Annotated in this window: 17 protein-coding genes and 3 pseudogenes; 15 read left to right on the top strand and 5 right to left on the bottom strand. The window is 40.3% G+C overall.

Annotation, left to right across the window (positions count from 1 at the left end; translation table 11 throughout):
- Positions 1 to 94: 94 nt before the first annotated feature.
- The 13 genes and pseudogenes from tsf (at position 95) to L652_RS0106490 (ending at position 12,815) form a co-directional block, all read left to right on the top strand.
- Positions 95 to 946, top strand: coding sequence for a translation elongation factor Ts (tsf, locus tag L652_RS0106550; protein WP_002958320.1), 852 nt, complete (start codon positions 95 to 97; stop codon positions 944 to 946).
- 158 nt (positions 947 to 1,104) lie between these two features.
- Positions 1,105 to 1,854 (top strand): UMP kinase, encoded by a 750-nt coding sequence (gene pyrH / locus L652_RS0106545; protein WP_024596498.1) that lies wholly within the window; start codon positions 1,105 to 1,107, stop codon positions 1,852 to 1,854.
- 13 nt (positions 1,855 to 1,867) lie between these two features.
- Complete coding sequence (gene frr, locus L652_RS0106540) at positions 1,868 to 2,425, top strand: ribosome recycling factor (protein ID WP_002958318.1); 558 nt, start codon at positions 1,868 to 1,870, stop codon at positions 2,423 to 2,425.
- A 244-nt stretch (positions 2,426 to 2,669) separates the two neighbouring features.
- Complete coding sequence (locus tag L652_RS0106535; RefSeq protein WP_024596497.1) at positions 2,670 to 3,449, top strand: isoprenyl transferase; 780 nt, start codon at positions 2,670 to 2,672, stop codon at positions 3,447 to 3,449.
- Between the two features lie 19 nt (positions 3,450 to 3,468).
- Positions 3,469 to 4,335, top strand: a complete 867-nt coding sequence (locus L652_RS0106530; RefSeq protein ID WP_024596496.1) for a phosphatidate cytidylyltransferase — start codon at positions 3,469 to 3,471, stop codon at positions 4,333 to 4,335.
- Positions 4,332 to 5,532 (top strand): annotated as a pseudogene (gene ispC, locus L652_RS01000000123375) (1-deoxy-D-xylulose-5-phosphate reductoisomerase). Before L652_RS0106530 ends, ispC begins: the two are co-directional and overlap by 4 nt.
- Before the next feature lies 1 nt (position 5,533).
- A complete protein-coding gene (gene rseP, locus L652_RS0106520) occupies positions 5,534 to 6,886 on the top strand; it encodes a sigma E protease regulator RseP (RefSeq protein ID WP_002958314.1) in 1,353 nt (450 codons plus the stop codon).
- Between the two features lie 100 nt (positions 6,887 to 6,986).
- Positions 6,987 to 9,458: an outer membrane protein assembly factor BamA gene (gene bamA, locus L652_RS0106515; RefSeq protein ID WP_024596248.1), complete on the top strand. Its 2,472-nt coding sequence runs from the start codon at positions 6,987 to 6,989 to the stop codon at positions 9,456 to 9,458.
- 11 nt (positions 9,459 to 9,469) lie between these two features.
- Positions 9,470 to 9,988, top strand: a complete 519-nt coding sequence (locus L652_RS0106510; RefSeq protein ID WP_002958312.1) for an OmpH family outer membrane protein — start codon at positions 9,470 to 9,472, stop codon at positions 9,986 to 9,988.
- 7 nt (positions 9,989 to 9,995) lie between these two features.
- Complete coding sequence (lpxD, locus tag L652_RS0106505) at positions 9,996 to 11,018, top strand: UDP-3-O-(3-hydroxymyristoyl)glucosamine N-acyltransferase (RefSeq protein ID WP_024596249.1); 1,023 nt, start codon at positions 9,996 to 9,998, stop codon at positions 11,016 to 11,018.
- A gap of 26 nt (positions 11,019 to 11,044) precedes the next feature.
- Positions 11,045 to 11,497, top strand: coding sequence for a 3-hydroxyacyl-ACP dehydratase FabZ (fabZ, locus tag L652_RS0106500; RefSeq protein WP_002958310.1), 453 nt, complete (start codon positions 11,045 to 11,047; stop codon positions 11,495 to 11,497).
- A gap of 2 nt (positions 11,498 to 11,499) precedes the next feature.
- Positions 11,500 to 12,274 (top strand): annotated as a pseudogene (gene lpxA / locus L652_RS01000000123370) (acyl-ACP--UDP-N-acetylglucosamine O-acyltransferase).
- Positions 12,275 to 12,422: 148 nt separating this feature from the next.
- Positions 12,423 to 12,815 (top strand): septal ring lytic transglycosylase RlpA family protein, encoded by a 393-nt coding sequence (locus tag L652_RS0106490; protein ID WP_024596251.1) that lies wholly within the window; start codon positions 12,423 to 12,425, stop codon positions 12,813 to 12,815.
- Here the strand turns inward: L652_RS0106490 and cydC are convergent.
- Genes cydC through L652_RS0106465 form a run of 5 tightly spaced genes read right to left on the bottom strand, consistent with a single transcriptional unit; the run spans position 12,798 to position 19,215 of the window.
- Positions 12,798 to 14,543, bottom strand: coding sequence for a thiol reductant ABC exporter subunit CydC (gene cydC, locus L652_RS0106485; RefSeq protein ID WP_024596252.1), 1,746 nt, complete (start codon positions 14,541 to 14,543; stop codon positions 12,798 to 12,800). The two genes, L652_RS0106490 and cydC, sit on opposite strands and share 18 nt — an antisense overlap.
- Positions 14,536 to 16,329, bottom strand: coding sequence for a thiol reductant ABC exporter subunit CydD (gene cydD, locus L652_RS0106480; protein ID WP_024596253.1), 1,794 nt, complete (start codon positions 16,327 to 16,329; stop codon positions 14,536 to 14,538). Before cydD ends, cydC begins: the two co-directional genes overlap by 8 nt.
- Positions 16,319 to 16,483, bottom strand: coding sequence for a cytochrome bd-I oxidase subunit CydX (gene cydX / locus L652_RS0106475; RefSeq protein ID WP_002958303.1), 165 nt, complete (start codon positions 16,481 to 16,483; stop codon positions 16,319 to 16,321). The genes cydD and cydX overlap by 11 nt, the downstream gene beginning before the upstream one ends.
- A 12-nt stretch (positions 16,484 to 16,495) precedes the next feature.
- Positions 16,496 to 17,635 carry a cytochrome d ubiquinol oxidase subunit II gene (cydB, locus tag L652_RS0106470; protein WP_002958302.1) on the bottom strand — a complete coding sequence of 380 codons (1,140 nt, stop codon included), beginning with the start codon at positions 17,633 to 17,635 and terminating at the stop codon, positions 16,496 to 16,498.
- Positions 17,632 to 19,215, bottom strand: coding sequence for a cytochrome ubiquinol oxidase subunit I (locus L652_RS0106465; RefSeq protein WP_024596255.1), 1,584 nt, complete (start codon positions 19,213 to 19,215; stop codon positions 17,632 to 17,634). The genes cydB and L652_RS0106465 overlap by 4 nt, the downstream gene beginning before the upstream one ends.
- A gap of 301 nt (positions 19,216 to 19,516) precedes the next feature.
- On the opposite strand from L652_RS0106465, the gene lpxB reads away from it, so the two are divergent.
- Both lpxB and rnhB read left to right on the top strand, forming a co-directional pair.
- Entirely contained in the window at positions 19,517 to 20,674 is a 1,158-nt protein-coding gene (gene lpxB / locus L652_RS0106455; protein ID WP_024596256.1) for a lipid-A-disaccharide synthase, read from the top strand.
- Positions 20,664 to 20,739, top strand: a pseudogene (gene rnhB, locus L652_RS1000000124910) (ribonuclease HII); the annotation flags it as partial. The gene lpxB and the pseudogene rnhB, both read left to right, overlap by 11 nt.

Genomic DNA, 20,739 nt, shown 5'->3' with positions numbered 1-20,739 from the left:
TCAAGTCTTCATCTTTTTAAGGTGAAGACTTGTTATTCTTGTAGAGCGGGTAACCCGCTTATCTAAACCAGATTTCAGATTTGAGGATTTACTAATGGCTGTAACTACTGCCCTAGTTAAAGAATTACGCGAGCGCACAGGCGCTGGCATGATGGATTGTAAAAAAGCGTTAACTGAGACTGATGGCGACATCGAGTTAGCGATTGAAAACATGCGTAAAAGTGGCGCTGCTAAAGCTGCTAAAAAAGCAGGTAACATTGCTGCTGAAGGTACTATCATCATCAAGCAAAACGCTGGTGTTGCAGTACTAGTAGAAGTTAACTGTCAAACAGACTTCGTTGCAAAAGACGTAAGCTTTTTAGCATTTGCTGATAAAGTTGCTGAAGCTGCAATTGCTGACACTCTTACTATCGAAGACTTACAAGCTAAGTTTGAAGAAGACCGTGTTGAGCTAGTAACTAAAATTGGCGAAAACATCAACGTACGTCGTCTGCAGTACATCGCTGGTGAAAACCTAGTTGAGTACCGTCATGGCGACCGTATCGGTGTTGTTGTTGCAGGTGTTGCTGATGAAGAAACACTTAAGCACGTTGCAATGCACGTTGCTGCTTCACGTCCAGAGTACTTAACTCCTTCTGACGTACCAGCTGACGTTGTAGAAAAAGAAAAGCAAGTACAAATCGAAATCGCGATGAATGAAGGCAAGCCTGCTGAAATCGCTGAGAAGATGGTTGTTGGTCGCATGAAAAAATTCACTGGTGAGGTTTCTCTTACTGGTCAAGCTTTCATCATGGAACCTAAAAAATCTGTTGGCGATATTCTTAAAGAGAAAAATGCAACAGTTACTGGCTTTGTACGTGTAGAAGTTGGTGAAGGTATCGAGAAGAAAGAAGAAGATTTTGCTGCTGAAGTTGCTGCTCAAATTGCAGCTGCTAAAGGTCAGTAAGATTAACTATTTGTGATGCAAAAGGAAATTAGATGCAATTAAAGTACTATTTGGTTTTGCTTCACAGCTAGAAATTCTTTAAAATAACCGCGCTTTTATGTTTAACATAAGCGCGGTTATTTTTTATCCATAATTCAATAAAAGTTGGCCCCTATACTATGACTATCAATCGCAAACCTATTTTCAGACGTGTTCTTCTCAAATTAAGTGGTGAAGCTTTAATGGGAGACGAAGGCTTCGGCATCGACCCTAAAGTTTTAGACCGTATGGCACAAGAAATTAAAGAGCTAGTAGAGCTTGACGTAGAAGTGGGTTTAGTTATTGGTGGAGGTAACTTTTTACGCGGTGGTTCACTTGCAGAAGCAGGTATGAACCGCGTAGTAGGCGACCACATGGGTATGCTTGCAACGGTTATGAATGGCCTTGCAATGCGTGATGCGCTACACCGTGCATTTGTAAACTGTCGCTTAATGTCGGCTATTCCGCTAAATGGTGTATGTGACGCTTATAACTGGGCTGAAGCAATTAGTTTATTGAAAACTGGCCGCGTTGTTATTTTTGCAGCAGGCACCGGTAACCCATTTTTTACTACCGATTCTGCAGCGTGTTTACGCGGTATCGAAATTGAAGCGGATACAGTAATTAAAGCGACTAAAGTGGATGGCGTGTACAGTGATGATCCTGTTAAAAACCCAGAAGCGACGCTTTACAGCCACTTAAGCTACAATGAAATCATTGAAAAAGAATTAAAAGTTATGGATTTAGCGGCATTTACTCTAGCCCGCGATCACAATATGCCATTGAGCGTATTTAATATGAATAAATCAGGCGCGCTAAAACGCGTAATTATGGGTGAAGAAGAAGGAACACTTATTTCTTCACAAGCCTCAGATGAAATAATCAAATAATTAGGATTAAACCGTGATTAACGATATTCAAAAAGACGCGCAAGCGCGCATGCAAAAAAGTGTAACTGCACTAGGTAGCCAATTATCTAAAATTCGTACTGGCCGTGCACATCCTGCAATCCTAGATGGCATTATGGTGTCGTACTACGGTGCACCAACGCCTTTAAACCAAGTTGCTAACGTAACAATTGAAGATTCTCGTACACTTGCTATTGGTGTATTTGATAAGTCTTTAGCGCAAGCTGTTGAAAAAGCAATTATGGCGTCTGACTTAGGTTTAAACCCTATGTCGGCAGGTACTGTTATTCGTGTACCTCTTCCTCCACTTACAGAAGAGCGTCGTAAAGACCTAATCAAAATTGTACGTGGCGAAGTTGAAGGCGGTCGTGTTGCTATTCGTAACATTCGTCGTGATGCTAATGGCGATGTAAAAGGTTTATTAAAAGATAAAGAAATATCTGAAGATGAAGCGCGTCAATCAGATGATGCGATTCAAAAACTTACAGATAAGTTTATCAAAGAAATGGATACTCTATTAGCTGCTAAAGAAGCAGAGTTAATGGAAATCTAAGTAAGTCCCTGTTTATCTTTTGAGGTTAAATTTGCAGTAGTGTGTTTGGCTTTAAGGCAAGGCAGAGCCTACGTAGTGTGGTTATTACTCATTATTAGGCGATAGCAATGCATAAAATCTAAAAACGCGCTGCCCAAAGGGTTCTGCCTAGATTGAATAAATTACAATCCTGAAAGGTCGACAGGACCTATTAAAATTATTAGTTTTGAAACGCCGTCTAGGGTATACTAGGCGGCGTTTTTTTATGGAATACTCGATATTTATGGTTCTAGATGCTGACACAATTTCACAGCAATGTTTACCCAAACATGTTGCTATCATCATGGATGGGAACGGACGTTGGGCACAAGCTAGAAATAGACCTCGTGTGTACGGGCATAAAAAAGGCGTAGACGCAGTTCGTCAATCTGTTCAGTTTTGTACTAAATTAGGGATACAATCGCTAACCTTATTTGCTTTTAGTAGTGAAAACTGGCGCCGCCCTGAAGACGAAGTAAACACTTTAATGGAGCTTTTCTTATTTGTTTTAACAAAGGAAGTTAAAAAGCTTCATAAAAACAATGTAAAACTGACCATTATTGGAGACTTATCACGATTTTCTGAAGGATTACGTAGCAAGGTAGACGCTGCGCATAAGCTGACTGAAAATAATACCGGATTGCGCTTAAATGTTGCAGCTAATTACGGTGGTCGTTGGGATATGGCTAACGCGGCTAAACAACTTGCTTTGCAAGTTGCGCAAGGCACACTCAACGCAGAAGATATTACAGAAGAGCGCTTAGCACAGCATATGAGCATGGCAGATCAGGCAGAACCTGATTTACTTATTCGCACTGGTGGCGATGTTCGTATTAGTAATTTTTTACTATGGCAAGTTGCTTATGCAGAACTTTACTTTACCGAAACACTTTGGCCTGATTTTAATGAAGCAGCATTTGCTGAGGCTATAGCGTGTTACGTTGCCAGAGAGCGACGTTTTGGTTGTACGGGCGAACAAATAAAACAATTACTCGCTCAAACCTAAATAGAATAAGGGTCACATTTTGTTAAAACAACGAATTTTAACCTCACTTGTGCTTGCACCATCGGCATTAGCTTTGGTTTTTTATACACCGCTTACGTTATTTAGTTACTTTGCCGGTGCAATAGTATTATTAGGCGCATGGGAATGGTCTGCGTTTATGGGTTTATGCGATAAGCTCAAACGTGGTGCTTTTGTTGTATTGATTGCAGCCTTACTTGGCCTGCTTAATTTACATTGGCCTATTGAATCACTATGGGAAAGTGGCAAGCTAGTAGGTGATGCGAATTACTTATTTACGCTTTCGTTTGCTTGGTGGATTGTTGCTAGTTATTTAATTTGGCGCTATCCAGAGATGGCTAAAGCGTGGAATGAAGGTCTAGTAATGCGCGGCATTGCAGGTTTATTAACACTTGTGCCGTTATGGCTTGCACTAAATACGCTGCGCAGTGCGCAATATGCTGAATCAACACATTTTGGCTCTGTACTTATTTTAGTCGTATTGGGTATTGTGTGGAGTGCAGACGTTGGTGCTTATTTTTCAGGTAAGAGCTTTGGTAAGCATAAACTTATGCCAAAAGTGAGCCCTAATAAAACAATTGAAGGGTTAGCAGGCGGTGTAGTCGCTTCTATCATTTTTGTTTTAGCATTTTGTCACTTTACCGATGTTGATTTAGGTGTTTGGCCTATCTACGCGATAATGACTGCATTTATTGCATTGTTCTCTGCGGTAGGTGATTTACTTGAAAGCATGTTTAAACGTGAAGCTGGTTTAAAAGATAGCGGCCGTTGTTTACCTGGGCACGGCGGTATTTTAGATCGCATTGACAGCTTAACGGCTGCAGCTCCAATGTTTGTAATGTGCTATGCGTGGACTCTTAGTTTATGAGCCAAAAGCAATTGCTGGTTATTTTAGGCGCAACAGGTTCAATTGGTTTAAGTACACTAGATGTTGTATCGCGCAATAAAGAGTTATTTGATGTTTTTGTTTTAGCTGCAGGGCAAAACGCAAAAAAAATGGCTGAGCTGTGTATTGAACACGAACCACTTTATGCGATTATGGCTANAAGCCGCTGAGCAGTTATCTGCTTATTTAGCTAATACACCATGCCAAACGCTTGTTATGCACGGCGAGCAAGCAATGTGCGACTTATGTGCTCACCCAGATGTTGATGTCGTGATGTCGGCAATTGTAGGTGCCGCTGGTTTACTGCCAACATTAAGTGCAGTAGAAGCAGGTAAAAAAGTACTCCTTGCTAATAAAGAATCGTTAGTTATGTCAGGTCAGTTGTTTATTGATAAAGTTAAACAACATAAAGCGACCTTGCTGCCAATTGATAGCGAACATAATGCTATTTTTCAATGTCTACCTTCTTCGTTACAAAGTGCCAAAGGCGATCAAAATTTACAGCAACATGGCGTAAGTAAAATTTTGCTTACCGGTTCTGGTGGCCCGTTTTTAACGCGCGATATAAACACACTAAAAGATGTAACTGTAAGTGAAGCCGTGGCGCATCCTAACTGGTCGATGGGTCAAAAAATATCAGTAGACTCGGCCACTATGATGAATAAAGGCTTAGAGTTTATTGAAGCTAAGTGGTTATTCAATTGCGACACCAGTGATATAGACGTAGTGATTCATCCACAAAGTATTATTCACTCAATGGTGCAATATCATGACGGTTCTATTTTAGCGCAAATGGGTAACCCTGATATGCGCACGCCAATTGCCCATGCACTTGCATACCCTGAGCGAATTAATGCAGGCGTTAAACCGTTAAACTTCTCTGATATATGTGATTTCTCATTCACCAAGCCTGACTTTTCTCGCTATCCAAATTTACAATTAGCGATTGATGCGTGTAGTGCAGGGCAGGGCGCGACTACAACGGTTAATGCTGCAAATGAGATAGCAGTAAGTGCATTCTTAAACGGTAAAATTGGTTTTACTGATATATACAAAATAAATGCACAAACGCTTGAATCTGCAACGTATACCAATGTACAAAGCTTAGATGAAATTTTAGAGTGCGATAAATTAGCGCGTATTAGCGCTTCAGAATTTATAACAAAAGTGGCGCATTAATATGTTTGATTTTTTTTGGAATCTTGGCTCATTTATTTTAGCGCTTGGTATTTTAGTGGCCATACATGAATATGGCCATTTTTGGGTTGCACGAAAAATGGGCGTTAAAGTGCTGCGTTTTTCAATTGGCTTTGGTAAGCCACTATTAAAATGGCACGATAAATATAATACCGAATATGTGATTGCGGCTATTCCATTAGGCGGTTATGTAAAAATGCTTGATGAGCGTGTTGATGACGTGCCGGCAAACCAACGTCATTTATCGTTTAACGCTAAATCTGTACAAGCACGTATTGCCATAGTTGCAGCGGGTCCAATGGCCAACTTTTTGTTTGCCATTTTTGCTCTTGCTGTAATGTATATGGTGGGTGTGCAGTCGGTAAAGCCTGTGGTAGGTAGTATTACCGAGGGTAGCCGAGCAGAGCAAGCGGGCATTATGCCTTCTCAACATATTATAAAAATTGGTGATGATGATATAACGACCTGGCAAGATGCCACGTTTGCACTTATGTCTAATTTAGGTGAAGAAAGCGTTGAAGTGATAGTGCGCGATAAAAACCTTCAACCACGTGTTAAAACGCTTAATTTAGAGGGGTGGAAACTAGATCAGCAAGACGTGCCACCATTAAGCTCGTTAGGTATTGTACCGTTTAGACCTCAAGCAACTTTAACAATTGCCGCCGTAACTAAAGACTCAGCTGCAGAACACGCTAATTTACAAGTTAATGACACAATTTTGGCTGTAAACGGTGAAACAATAAGCAATTGGCAGCAATTAGTTAATCTTATTACGCAATCAGCTAACAAATCTTTACAATTTAGTGTAAAAAGACAAGATACTATAAAAGCCATTACAGTAACCCCTAAAGGGCGCATTGATAATAACGGTATTGAGCAAGGCTTTTTAGGTGTTGCTCCTGTTGTACAGCAATGGCCTGATGGTTATGTAGAGACTAGACATTACGGCCCGCTCGATAGTATCGTGCGAGGCACAAAAGAAACGTGGCGCTTAATTACACTCAGTTTTGACATGATTGGTAATTTAATTACAGGCCAGGTTTCGGTTAAGAATTTAAGTGGCCCTGTGGGCATTGCAGTAGGCGCTGGAACTAGCGTAAGCTATGGGTTAGTGGCCTTTTTAAGCTTTTTAGCCTTAATAAGCGTTAACTTGGGTGTATTTAATTTATTACCCTTACCAGTACTTGATGGTGGACACTTAATGTATTACATAATTGAACTTTTTCGTAAAAAGCCGGTCTCTGAAAAGACACAAGAGTTTGGTTTTAAAGTGGGCGCCTTGTTGCTCATTTTTCTAACATGTTTCGCTTTGTTCAATGATGTATCGCGTTTGTAGTTTTACAGCGTGGCAAATTACTAATTAGAACACGATTGTAAAGCACCACTTTAGTAGGGTGTTATGCGGTAATACAGTTGTAAAGGATAAAGATAATAAAATGGCTATAAAAAAACATTTGGCAGTAACAAGTTTATTGGGTGCAAGTTTTGCAGCCCTAGGCCAAAACTCCTTTATTGTTGAAGACCTGAAAGTTGAAGGTTTACAGCGTGTAGCACTTGGTGCAGCGCTAACACATATTCCTATTAACGTAGGCGATAATGTTGATGACTATACGATTTCAAAAACAATAAAGTCACTTTATCGTTCTGGGCACTTTGATAACATAAAAGCCCTTCGTGATGGCAACAACGTTATTTTTAAAGTAACGGAACGTCCTACCATCAGCTTCATTGAGTTTGAAGGCAATAAAGACATTAAAGACGAGCAGCTTAATGAGTCTCTTGATCAGCAAGATATTCGCCAAGGTGAACCACTTGATAAAACCGTTATCGATAGTATCGAAAAGGGCTTAGTTGAGTTTTTCCACAGTATTGGTAAATACAACGCTAAAGTAGATATCAGTATTACTAAGTTGCCTCGTAACCGCGTTAAACTTAAATTAGAGTTTGATGAAGGTGATGCAGCTTCTATCCGACAAATTAACTTAGTGGGTAATGAACTTTTTTCTAATGAAGAGCTTCTTAAACTTGCTGAATCGCAGCAAGATTTACCTTGGTGGCAGTTTATGGGTAGCGATCGCTACCAAAAGCAAACCATTGAAGGCGATTTAGAAAAAATTCGTAGTTATTATTTAGACCGTGGTTACCTACGTTTTAATATCGATTCAACGCAAGTATCAGTGAGCCCTGAACGTGAATCAGTTTACGTTACAGCTAACTTAACCGAAGGCGTAAAATATACCGTTAAAGGCTTTGACTTTATTGGTGACTTGCTTGGCCGTGAAGACTTAATTAAAAGTGTTATCCCACTTAGAGCGGGTGAGCTTTACAATGGCTCAGTCGTTACTTCGTCAGAAGAATTTATTAAAAGCTACTTAGCACGTTTTGGTTACGCTAATGCTGAAGTGCGTACAATTCCAGAAATTGACGACGAAAAGCAAGAAGTACAACTAACACTATCGGTTAATCCAGGTAAGCGTGTATACGTTCGTCGTATTATTGTTGGTGGTAACCAAAATACAGCTGATGAAGTACTTCGCCGTGAAATGACACAACTTGAAGGCGCCTGGTTATCTAATCAAAACCTTGAGCGTTCAAAACTACAAATTCAACGTTTGCCTTATATGGAAACTGTTGATTTTAACGTAGTGCCTGTACCAGGTGTGGATGACCAAGTAGATGTAGACTTTACTGTAAAAGAGCAATCAGCGGGTAGCTTTAATGCTGGTCTTGCTTATGGTTCTTACTTAGGTCTGCAGTTTAATATTGGTGTAACAGAATCTAACTTTTTAGGCACAGGTAACCAAATTGGTTTAAACCTTAACACGTCTACAGGTTCTGAAAGCTTAAGCTTATCGTACACAGACCCATACTTTACGCCAGATGGTGTATCGCAAGGCAGTAGCATTTTTTACAGAAACTACGATGCAAGTAAATTTAGCCTTGTTGAGTACAAATCAAAAAGTTATGGTTTAGGCACAAATATTGGTTTTCCAATTGATGCTGTAAATCGTGTTAACTTTGGCGCCCGTTGGATTAAAGAAGAGCTTTCGGATATTGCAGAGTACGAGCAAACGCGTGTACTTCGTGAAACATTCTTAGATCCAGACAACCCAGATGCAGGCTTTGACTTTACTAAGTATGAGCTGAGTGTTGGTTGGTCGCGTATTACAGTTAACCGTGGTTTATTCCCAACAGCGGGTTCGCGTCAAACTCTAAACTTAACAGCAACAACGCCTAACTCAGATCTTCAGTACTTTAAACTGAATTACGATTCGCGTTTTTACTGGCCTATATCAAATGACCACCGTTGGGTATTCTCAACGCGTGCAGCGCTTGGTTATGGTAATGGTTATGGTTCTACAAACGGGTATGAGCAAACACTTCCATTCCAAGAGTACTTCCGTATAACGGAAATGGAACTTCGTGGCTTTGACCGTAATACAATATTACCACGTGCTGTATCGCGTATACCGCAGTCTATTCCAGGTACGCCAGGTGCAGACGGTACTACAACCGGTAGCATTGGTGGCGCATCAGAATTTGATATTCTAGTGCCGCAAGGCCGTATTGGTGGTAATGCTAAAGCAGTGGCAGGTATGGAGCTAATTGTTCCTACGCCATTCTTAGATGAAGAAAATACCAGCTCTGTACGTACTAGCTTCTTTGTTGATGCTGCAAACGTATGGGATACTGAGTTTAACGTAGACCGCTATCAAAACTTAGGCGTTGATGAACGTGCTAAATTAGATGACTATTCAGACCCAATGCGCTTTAGGGTTTCAACCGGTCTTTCATTACAATGGATCTCTCCAATGGGTCCAATGCTGATCAGTTTTGCGTATCCATTGCAAAAAGAAGAAGATGACGATACGAAAACCATCAGCTTTAACATTAGTAACACTTTCTAAAGGAGTTTTTTGTGAAAAAATTATTTAAATCAACAGCTGTAGCAGTTTTAGCAACTTTAATGATGGGTACTTCTGTGAATGCATTTGCACACAAAGTAGGTATTGTTGATATGCAGGAAATCTACAAGCAAATTCCTCAAATGGCTAAAATTGAACAGTCTTTACAAACTGAGTTTGCTGAACGTCGTCAAGAGCTTGAAAAGTTACAAGGCGATATTCGTTTTGAAGCTGAAAAATTTAAACGCGAAAGTACAACTATGAGCCAAGCTCAAAAAGATGCACTACGTGATAAAATCCAAGGCATGCAAAAAAATCTTGCTGAACAAGGTCGTCCTTTAGAGCAAGAAATCAAAGCGCGCCAAAACCAAGAACTTGCTAAAGTTCAAGGTGTAATAATCAAAACAATTGAAGAAATTGCTAAAGACGGCGACTTCGACGAAGTTAAAGTAAAAGACACAACAATTTACTTTAATCCTAAAGAAGTAACTGATCTTTCGTCTAAAGTTGTAGCTGCAGTTAGTAAGAAATAATCACTCTATGCAAAATTATACGCTTTCGCAAATTGCGGAACTTCTAGGCGCCGAACTTCAGGGTGATGGCGCTTTAGAAATAAAAAAAATAGCGACACTTGCAAATGCCCATTCTGGGCATATTGCATTTTTAGCGAACTCAAAATATCGCTCGCAACTTGAGACTACTCAAGCTAGCGCTGTAATAGTAAGCCAAGCCGATGCTCAGTACTTTAGTGGTAGCAAAGTTATTGTTGCGAATCCGTATGTAAGTTACGCAAAATTAGCGCAATTTATGGATACAACACCACGCTCAGCCTCGACGGGTATTCATCCAAGTGCCACGGTTCATTCAACAGCGATTGTTAGTGACAGCGCCGCTATAGGGGCTAATGCAGTCATTGAAGCTGATGCGGTGATAGGTGACAATGCGCAAATTGGTCCGAACAGTTTTATCGGAGAACGTGTTAAAATAGGCTCTGGCACTAAGCTTTGGTCTAGTGTGACTATTTATCACGATGTTGAAATTGGTTCAGATTGTTTGTTTCAAGCAAATAGTGTTGTAGGTAGTGATGGGTTTGGCTATGCGAACGAACGCGGGCAATGGGTAAAAATACCTCAGCTTGGTTCAGTGATCATAGGTAACAAAGTTGAAATTGGTGCAAGCACGACAATTGATCGTGGCGCACTGGACAATACCATTATCCATAGCAATGTTATTATCGATAATCAGTGTCAAATAGCGCACAACGTTGAAGTTAATTCAGGCACCGCAATCGCGGGCTGCACCGTACTTGCAGGAAGCGTTACCATTGGCAAAAACTGTCAAATTGGTGGCATGGTTGCAATTAATGGTCACATGTCTGTATGTGATGGTGTTATAATTACCGGCATGAGTATGGTGACAAAATCAATCACCGAACCAGGTATTTACTCATCTGGTATGCCCCATACAACAAACAAAGAATGGCGTAAATCAATAGCTCACTTGCGTAACCTTTCAGACATGAAATCTCGTCTTAAAGCGCTGGAAGCATTGGCTAAGTCATAACGTTGAACACTAATAAGGATGCTATTTTGGCAAACGAATTAAATAGCCTTGATATTCAAGAAATTTTAAGTTTATTACCGCACCGTTACCCGATGCTATTAATTGATCGTGTTATTGATTTTACACCTGGCAAATCTTTACATGCTATTAAAAATGTTTCTATAAACGAACCTATATTTACTGGCCATTTCCCAAATCAGCCAATTTTTCCTGGTGTGCTAATATTAGAATCAATGGCGCAAGCCACGGGTTTATTAGGTTTTAAAACAGTAGAAAATCGTAGTGAAAACGAATTATATTTATTTGCTGCTGTTGATAACGCACGTTTTAAACAGCCAGTGATCCCAGGTGATACAATGCACCTTCATGTTGAGTTTTTAAAAGAACGTCGCAACATTTGGAAGTTTGCAGCAGAAGCTAGAGTCGACGGCAAAGTAGTGTGTAGTGCCGAAATTATGTGTGCGAGAAGAGAGTTTTAATAGTGATCCATTCTACAGCAATAATCGAACCTGGCGCTAAACTAGGTAACAATGTCTCAGTTGGTCCGTATAGTTATATTGGCAATGATGTTGTTATCGGTGATAACTGTATTATTGAGTCTCATGTTGTTGTTAAAGGGCCATCAACTATTGGCTCTGGCAATCATATTTTTCAGTTTGCGTCTGTGGGCGAAGCCTGCCAAGACAAAAAATACAACAACGAGCCAACCACATTAGTCATGGGTGATAACAATGTTATCCGTGAATGTGCCACTATTCACCGTGGTACAATTCAAGACCAAGGCGTTACTAAAATTGGTAGTAATAACTTATTTATGGCTTATACACACGTTGCACATGACGCGGTAATTGGCGATAACGTAATTTTTGCTAACAATGCAAGTGTGGCCGGCCATGTACATGTAGGCGACTGGGTTATCTTAGGTGGTAATTCGGGAGTTCATCAGTTTTGTAAAATTGGTGCACATGCCTTTATTGGTATGTATTCAGGTGTTAACAAAGATGTACCACCTTTTGTTACTACCATTGGTATGCCAGCAGGCCCNCCCTGCCGCTATCAATAAAGAAGGCATGAAACGTCGTGGTTTCGAAAGTGATGAAATTATGGCTGTACGACGTGCATACAAAGCGTTTTACCGTAAAAGCTTAGGTGCAGACGAAGCGATTGAATCGCTTAGTGAAGATGCTGAAAAGTACCCTGCTGTGAAATTGATGGTCGACTTTGTTAAAAGCTCAGAGCGCGGCATTGTAAGATAATTCGCGCGTTTTGCTCTAAGCATAAAAAAACCACCCTAGATGATAAATCGAAGGTGGTTTTTTATTGCCCACGGTTTAGACCTAATTCAGTTAATACTCAGCGAGCTCAAGTTAGGATGCATCTAATTTGTATAATAAAAGTCATCCTATGCGTTTACCTAAGTTAGTTGTCACTCTTTTTATTACTTCAGCGTTAGCCGCTTGTAGTAGCCAACCTATTGTTAAATCATCTACTGGAGAGGTTACTCAAGTTGGTAAAGCATCTTTTTATGCTGACAAATATCACGGGAGAACAACTGCCAACGGAGAGCGCTTTAGCCAACAAGCCGCCACAGCAGCCCATTTAGAGTTCGACTTTGGCACTAAGGTCGTTGTTACCAACCTCGCTAATAATAAATCAGTCACGGTAAGAATTAACGATAGAGGCCCGTATGTGCGAGGTCGTATTATTGATTTATCAAAGAGTATGTTTGAAAAGATAGCCGACCCTAAAGTCGGCGTTATTGATGTATCAGTAACGGTTTTAAAACCGGGTAGTTAGCGCAATATAGTCGGGATAAGTGCTACTGAGCTCTTTATGAGAGCCTTGTGCGACTACTTTACCGCCTTCTAACCATACAACATTATCCATTTGAGCAAGTAGAGCGGGATCGTGCGTAATTGTCAGCACGCTGGCGTTATTCATAACATGCATTATTGCTTGCATTACCCCTTGCTTAGATTGATTATCAAGACCTTCTGTTGGTTCATCAAGAACTAAAATAGTAGGGTTTTTAAGTAATGCTTGGGCAATGGCTATACGCCTAGATTGACCTTGCGACACGTTACGCCCGCCAGTGCCTAATCGTGTTTTTAAACCTTCTTTTAGCTCATTAAACCATGGGCTCAATTGAGCTAATGAGAGCGCTTCAATCATTTGCTCTTTAGTTGCATTTGGCGCGGCATAACGTAAGTTTTCACTTAATGTGCCATCAAAAATATGGTGCTGCTGGGCGAGTATATTTATAACATTTGCGCGTATATCATTATTTAACGAATGTAAGTCAACAACGCTATTTTGATTGTTTAGCGTTATGCTGCCTTGTTGCAAAGGCCATAAACCAGTAAGTAAATTTACAAGCGTCGTTTTACCGCTGCCGCTTCTACCTACAATCGCTACTTTTTGCTGAGGCATTAGTTCAAAACTGATATTAGTTAGCGCTGTTTGTTCACCATATTGGTAGCTAATATTGTTAAGTACTAACGTGTGATTTTGCGCGCTAAAGTTTTCATCAATGTCTACATGTTTACTTTTAATTTGCGTACTAGCTGCTTTATCTTCAAGTGTAAACAATCGCTCTGCTGCTTTTAAAACATTTGGAAGCTCTATAAACGCGTTGGGTAGTAGTAATACGCTTTCAAAGCTTGCCAGTACAAATAAACTTAACATAGCAAGTTCTACATTTACCATACTGCTTGCGTAAACCAGCGGCACAATGGTTACTATGCTAGCAAGCATGGCTAATTGAACAACCAACAAGCTTAATCCATCTGAGTTTGCCAGTGCTTTGTGGCAAATAAATAATTGCTGATTGTACTGCTCGCTTAATTCGTCGCACTTATTAAGTTGCTGCGAACGGGCTTGATAAATACTAAGCTCTCTAAGGCCTGTAAGTGTATCTGAAAGCTCAGAGCGAAGTTGTGCACTAAGTTGTGCTTCTTTATGGCTGTTTTTAGTGAGCTTTATGCTGAGTAGGGCAGGTATAACCACACCAATAAGTATAATGCCAGTAAAGCAAATAAGGGCGACGTTGCCATTATAGGCCGACATAAACAGCATGATGATTGGCACACTTAAAAGAGCGACCAGCATAGGAAGTAAAACGTTTAAATAAAATTTGTCGAGTGCGTCTACATCGTTTTGTAATCGGTTAACTAGATCAGCGCTGCGGCTCATTGCTAAATCAACATTGTTAAGCTTGCTTAACGTTGCAAATACATTGGTACGTATTTCACTTAGTAATAAAAACGTGGCGTTATGAGTAACTAGGCGTTCGCCATAGCGCGATGCTGTTCGCACAATAGCTAAAAAACGAATCGTGCCGGCAGGAGTAAAATAATTCATTTGTACGCCCGCAATACCAGCAGCGGCCATTGATGCTAAAAACCAGCCAGATATAGCCAACAGGCCCACATTAGCTAATACCGTAATCGTCGCTAAAAATGTACCCAATAGCATAGCTTTGTAATGAGGAGCACAAAGTTTTAATAAACGAATAAAATTACGCATGCACCACCCCTTGTTCAGCCGTTTTTAGTAAGTCAGCAAATGCACCATTTTGCGCTGCAAGTGTTTCAAAGTGACCTTGCTCAGCTATTTTTCCATCGTGCATCACAATGATATTGCTGGCATGTTTAACGGTATTTAATCTATGGGCAATAACTAATACTAAGTTGTTTTTAGTATATTCATTAATAGCATCTTGAATAAGCAGCTCTGTTTGACTATCAAGGTGCGCAGTGGGCTCATCAAGCACTAAGACTGGTGCTTGTTTTATAAATGCGCGAGCCAGTGCAATACGTTGTTTTTGACCGCCAGAAAGCCCTTCACCTTGCTCACCTATCTGGGTGTTAAAACCATCGGGTAGGGTATTAATAAATTCAAGCACACCAGCTTGTTTTGCCGCGTGTTCAAGCTCTTGCTGTGTGGCAGTGGGTTTGGCCAATTTAATGTTGGCAGCAATGGTGTCGTAAAATAGCGTCGCTTGTTGTGGTATCCATGCAATATTATTTTGCAAGTAAGTAATATCGGTTGTACTTAAACTCTGATCATTAATAGATAGGTTGTTAATCACCTCAGGGTGAAACCCTAATAGACAATCAAACAACGTACTTTTACCTGAGCCACTACTGCCCACAACTGCAATTAAGCCTTTATTTGGCAATGTTAAATTTATATTTTTAATCCCTTCGTTACTACCAGGGTATATAAAATTAAGGTCGGTAATACTTATTGAATTAATTGTATTTAAAGTTAAATTGTTTTCAGGTGCGCTTGTAGTTACTGACGCATTTTCGTCACTTGGCAGTGGGGCATTTAAAATCGCAACCATATCGGCCGCCGCACTAATACCTTGTAAACGTGCATGGTAATGACTACCTAGTTGGCGCAGTGGTAAATAAAATTCAGGCGCTAAAAGTAGCACCACAAAGCCAGTGGCAAAATCAAGAGTGCCAAAAAATAGTCTAAAACCAATAATTACGGCAACGAGTGCCACGCTAATAGTGGCTAAAAACTCAAGTGCAAATGATGATAAAAACGCGATTTTTAAAACATCGAGTGTCGCGTGTCTAAAATCATCTGAAATTTTAGCTATTTGTTTAAGCTCGGTACATGTTGCATTAAATAGTTTTAGCTGAGTTAAACCTTGCACGCGGTCAAAAAAGTAATTGCCCAGTACAGCAAGTTGCTTCCAGCGTTTTTGGTTTAAAGCTTCGGCTTTAGAGCCTACTAAAATCATGAAAAAAGGAATAAGTGGGGCGGTTAATAAAAATATCAGCCCAGCTTTATAATCTGTCGGAAAAATAACTACCAATATTGCCAGCGGAATAAGCGCGCTGTAAGCAACACCTGGCAAGTATTTAGCATAATAGTCGTGAAGTGCTTCAACGCCATTATGCAGGGTATTTAATGTAGCGCCTTGGCCGTGTTGTTCTATATAACTAGGCCCAAGTAAGCTGAGCTTATGGAGAAGTGTTTGGCGCATAGCCGATTTTATTTTAAGCGCAGCAAATGCACTTAAGCGCTCACTTAACGCTAAAAACACCGCGCGCAATAAAATAATGCCTGCTAAGGGCCATAATAAATGAGTGACTTGGGCTAAATTATTACCTTCAAACATTACATTATGAATAGCTTGAGCCAGTAAATAAGCACCTGCAATCATCAGTAATGCGTTAAAAGTACCCAGTGCAATGCTTAACTTTAACCACACTGCAGCGGGTTTACTTTGACGCTTTAAAAAAGCGCGCAGTGATTGCTGCTGCGCGCGGTCTGGTCGGGGGTTAGTCGTCATCTTTTGTGTTGTTAGCATCATTTAATAAATCGTGCATGGCTTGTTCATCATCAGCAATGCTGTTTTTATTTTGATGAAATTCGTACCACATTACATTTATTACACCTAAGGTACAGGCCAAAAGTACACCTAAAATCCAAGCGAAATACCACATTGTTTAGTCTCCTTAGTAGCTACCATGAGTGTTGTTTTCAATTTCTTCTACCGTTACTCTGCGCCACATTTTTACGTAACACCAAGTGGTGTAGGACAATATTAGTGGTACAAAAATACACACTGCAACAAACATTATATTGAGCGTTTTATGGCTCGATACCGCATCCCAAATTGTTAAGCTAATATTAGGGTTATTACTTGATGGCATAATAAATGGGAACAGAGAAACACCGGCCGTCATAATTACGCCAATTAACATTAAGCTTGTTGAAATAAGTCCAAGTGCAGGTTTATTTAATTTTGAAAACACAAGTGCACTTAATGCCATTGCAAAGGCTAAAATAGGGAAGGTCATTGTCCACGGACGAGTGCTGTAATTACTTAACCAAGCACCTTGCGCTGTAGTGACTACTTTAGCTAAAGGGTCTGCATGACTTTGTGTATCAGCCATAGATACAACTTGGTAACCCGTTAAGTTAGCCACCCAAAAACCAGCTGCAGCAAATAACACGATAAACACAATAAGAGAATAGCGACCATATTGACCCGAACGCTCTGCGACCACACTTGCTGTTCTAAGTTGTAACCACATACCCGCATGCGCAACTAACATGGTAATACTCACTAAACCTGCAAGTAATCCAAATGGGTTAAGCAAGCCAAAAAATGATCCTTGGTAGCTTACACGCATAAGGTTATCAATATTAAACGGTACGCCTAAAAATAAATTACCAAACGCAACACCAAATACTAATGCTGGAATTGCGCTGCCTGCAAGCAAGCCCCAATCCCAGTTATTGCGCCAGCGTTTTGAGTCTACTTTACTGCGGTAATCAAATCCAAGTGGTCTAAAAAACAAAGCAAAGAGTACTAGCATCATGGCAAAGTAAAAGCCCGAAAATGCAGCTGCATAAACCATAGGCCACGCCGCAAATAACGCGCCGCCTGCAGTTATAAACCATACTTGGTTACCATCCCAATGCGGGCCAATTGTGTTTATTACTGTGCGGCGCTCTGAATCTGTTTTACCAACGAGGCGGAGCAACATAGCAACGCCCATATCCATACCATCGGTAATAGCAAAACCAATAAGCAGCACACCAATGATCAACCACCAAAGCATTTTTAACGTTTCATAATCAAAAATCATGATTGCTCTCCTTCAGTTTTATCAGCTTTGCTTGGTAATTCAAAATGATACTTACCAGTATGTAGCGAGCTTGGCCCTTGCTTAACAAAGCGGATCATCAGCCAGCCTTCCACAATGGCTAAACCAGTATAGAAAACAATAAACCCAGTTAAGCTAATTAAAATATCGTTTACTGTTAGTGACGACGTGGCTAAAAAGGTCGGCAGTATTTCAGATATAGCCCAAGGTTGACGACCATACTCGGCAACAATCCAGCCAAACTCAATCGCTATCCAAGGTAGTGGAATACTCAATACGGCAGCCCATAACAACCAGCGTTTTTGCTCAATAACGCGGTGTGCGTTGTAGTAAAATGCCAATATAAATACACCTAGCATGGCCACACCACAGGCAACCATAATCCTAAATGACCAAAACATAGGGCCTACTTTAGGAAAAGAGTCTTTAACAGCTTTTTGAATTTGTTCTTCAGTAGCATCTACAACATCAGGTGTGTAGCGCTTAAGTAGCAAGCCATAGCCTAAATCATCTTTTAGAGTATTAAATTTGGCGATATTATCTGGCGTATCTTCACCGTCTCTAAGTTTTGTAAGGTATTCATAAGCAATCATACCGTTGCGAATACGTACTTCATGTTGTTTTTCTAGGTCGTTAATACCCGTTACTTGCTCATCTAGTGAGCGCGTAGCAATTAACCCAAGTGCGTAAGGTATTTTAACCGCCGCATGTGTTACTTGCTCTTCTGAATCAGGAAAACCAAATGCGGTAAACGCAGCCGGAGCTTCTTCTGTGTGCCATTCGGCTTCAATTGTGGCAAGTTTTACTTTTTGGACTTCGCCTACTTCGTAGCCTGATTCGTCACCGAGTAAAATTACACACAAAATTGACGCTAAACCAAAGCCTGATGCGACTGAAAAAGAGCGTTTAGCAAATGCTAAATCACGACCCTTCAATATGTACCAGCTACTAATACCAAGCACAAACATAGACGCTGCTACATAACCTGCCGATACAGTATGAATAAACTTAACTTGGGCTACAGGGTTAAACACAAGCTCTGCAAAACTGGTCATTTCCATGCGCATGGTTTGATAGTTAAATTCAGCGCCTACTGGGTTTTGCATCCAACCGTTGGCAATTAAAATCCACAGCGCCGACATGTTAGTACCAATGGCCATTAAAAAGGTCGCGCCTAAATGTTGGCGTTTAGAAAGCCTGTCCCAGCCTAAAAAGAACATACCCACAAAGGTCGATTCTAAAAAGAATGCCATTAAACCTTCAATAGCCAGGGGAGCCCCAAAAACATCACCTACGTAATGGGAGTAATAAGACCAGTTAGTACCAAACTCAAATTCCATGGTAAGGCCTGTTGCCACACCAATAGCAAAGTTAATACCAAACAATTTTCCCCAAAACTTAGTCATATCACGATAAATTTCGCGACCGGTCATAACATAAACCGATTCCATAATAACTAAAATCCAGGTCATACCTATCGTTAACGGTACGAATAAGAAATGAAAGAGAGCGGTAACAGCAAACTGTAATCGCGATAGATCCACAAAGGTTTCATCTATCATTATTGGCTCCTTGAGAGTGACGGATTAACAGGGCAACATTTTATTGGCAAAGTTAAGATTTAATGAACTTTCAGTAATTACTGAAAGTTTGCAATAGTATTTACGTTTGTGCAATTTTTGTCAACATACATATTAGTAAAACTTAATATATATTTCCTATGCTACATCAGTATTAAAAACAAACAACATAAAGCCTTAACTTACGTGATAAAAAACCAGTTATTTAAAGCGTTTAACCAAACAGTAAAACACGGTAAACTAACAAGCATGAACGCCTGGTTTACTTGTGAAATAAAATCAAATGAATAAAGATAAAAAACAACTACGAATTGGTATTGTGGCAGGTGAACTGTCGGGCGATATTTTAGGTGAAGGCTTAATTAAAGCCCTTAAGAAACACTTTCCGGACGCTATTTTTGAAGGAATAGCAGGACCTAAAATGCAAGCGCAGGGCTGTAAAACACTTTACGACATGGATGAGCTTTCGGTTATGGGGCTTGTTGAGGTGCTAGGGCGTTTACCACGTTTGCTTAAAATACGTAAACAACTCGTGCAGCATTTTGTAGATAACCCACCTGATGTATTTATAGGTATTGATGCACCGGATTTTAACTTACGTGTAGAAAAGCCACTTAAAGATGCGGGTATTAAAACCGTACAGTATGTAAGTCCGTCTGTTTGGGCGTGGCGCGAAAAGCGCATTCATACAATAAGTGCAGCCACTAACTTAGTGTTAGCATTATTACCATTTGAAAAAGAGTTCTACGATAAGCACCAAGTGCCATGTACATTTGTGGGGCATACCTTGGCAGACGACATAGCACTTGAGCACGACGATACTAAAGCACGAGAAGAACTCGGCTTAAGCCTTGATGACAAAGTACTGGCGCTGCTACCTGGTAGTCGAGGCTCTGAAGTTGGTTTGCTAAGCGAGACTTACATTAAAACAGCCGCGGAGCTGCAAGCTAAAAACCCCAATCTTAAAATTGTGGTGCCGTTGGTTAACGAAAAACGCAAAGCGCAGTTTAGTGATATATTAAACGCTACCGCACCAAACCTTAATGTTAACCTGCTTGATGGGCAATCAAAATTAGCGATGCAAGCTGCTGATGCTATTTTATTAGCCTCGGGCACAGCAACACTTGAAGGTATGCTTTATAAAAAACCAATGGTTGTGGGCTATAAAATAAAGCCTTTGAGCTATTGGATTTTTAAAACTTTATTTACGTTTAATATTAAGTACTTTTCGCTGCCTAATTTATTAGCTGACGAAGAGCTAGTGCCTGAGTTTTTACAAACCGAGTGTAATGTGACTAACTTAACAAACGCACTTACCCCTATGCTTGACACAGATAACAAAGAGCTAAAAGCACGCTTTTTAGCTATTCACGAAAAAATTAGATTAAATGCCAGTGAACAAGCAGCCAATGCTGTGGCGGAGTTAATAAATGCAAATTGATAGACCCAATGTATCCTTAATTGCTGGTGTAGATGAAGTAGGGCGCGGCCCGCTTGTTGGTGATG

It is taken from the genome of Pseudoalteromonas sp. TB25, assembly GCF_000497995.1.
In the GTDB taxonomy this organism is placed as follows: domain Bacteria; phylum Pseudomonadota; class Gammaproteobacteria; order Enterobacterales; family Alteromonadaceae; genus Pseudoalteromonas; species Pseudoalteromonas distincta.
This window is presented reverse-complemented; position numbering and strand designations above follow the sequence as displayed.

Excerpts from the sequence above, each read along its gene's own strand:
- tsf (WP_002958320.1), top strand. The coding sequence starts at position 95 with ATGGCTGTAACTACTGCCCTAGTTAAAGAATTACGCGAGCGCACAGGC.
- pyrH (WP_024596498.1), top strand. The coding sequence starts at position 1,105 with ATGACTATCAATCGCAAACCTATTTTCAGACGTGTTCTTCTCAAATTA.
- L652_RS0106535 (WP_024596497.1), top strand. The coding sequence starts at position 2,670 with ATGGAATACTCGATATTTATGGTTCTAGATGCTGACACAATTTCACAG.
- rseP (WP_002958314.1), top strand. The coding sequence starts at position 5,534 with ATGTTTGATTTTTTTTGGAATCTTGGCTCATTTATTTTAGCGCTTGGT.
- bamA (WP_024596248.1), top strand. The coding sequence starts at position 6,987 with ATGGCTATAAAAAAACATTTGGCAGTAACAAGTTTATTGGGTGCAAGT.
- lpxD (WP_024596249.1), top strand. The coding sequence starts at position 9,996 with ATGCAAAATTATACGCTTTCGCAAATTGCGGAACTTCTAGGCGCCGAA.
- L652_RS0106490 (WP_024596251.1), top strand. The coding sequence starts at position 12,423 with ATGCGTTTACCTAAGTTAGTTGTCACTCTTTTTATTACTTCAGCGTTA.
- cydC (WP_024596252.1), bottom strand. The coding sequence starts at position 14,543 with ATGCGTAATTTTATTCGTTTATTAAAACTTTGTGCTCCTCATTACAAA.
- cydD (WP_024596253.1), bottom strand. The coding sequence starts at position 16,329 with ATGACGACTAACCCCCGACCAGACCGCGCGCAGCAGCAATCACTGCGC.
- cydX (WP_002958303.1), bottom strand. The coding sequence starts at position 16,483 with ATGTGGTATTTCGCTTGGATTTTAGGTGTACTTTTGGCCTGTACCTTA.
- cydB (WP_002958302.1), bottom strand. The coding sequence starts at position 17,635 with ATGATTTTTGATTATGAAACGTTAAAAATGCTTTGGTGGTTGATCATT.
- L652_RS0106465 (WP_024596255.1), bottom strand. The coding sequence starts at position 19,215 with ATGATAGATGAAACCTTTGTGGATCTATCGCGATTACAGTTTGCTGTT.
- lpxB (WP_024596256.1), top strand. The coding sequence starts at position 19,517 with ATGAATAAAGATAAAAAACAACTACGAATTGGTATTGTGGCAGGTGAA.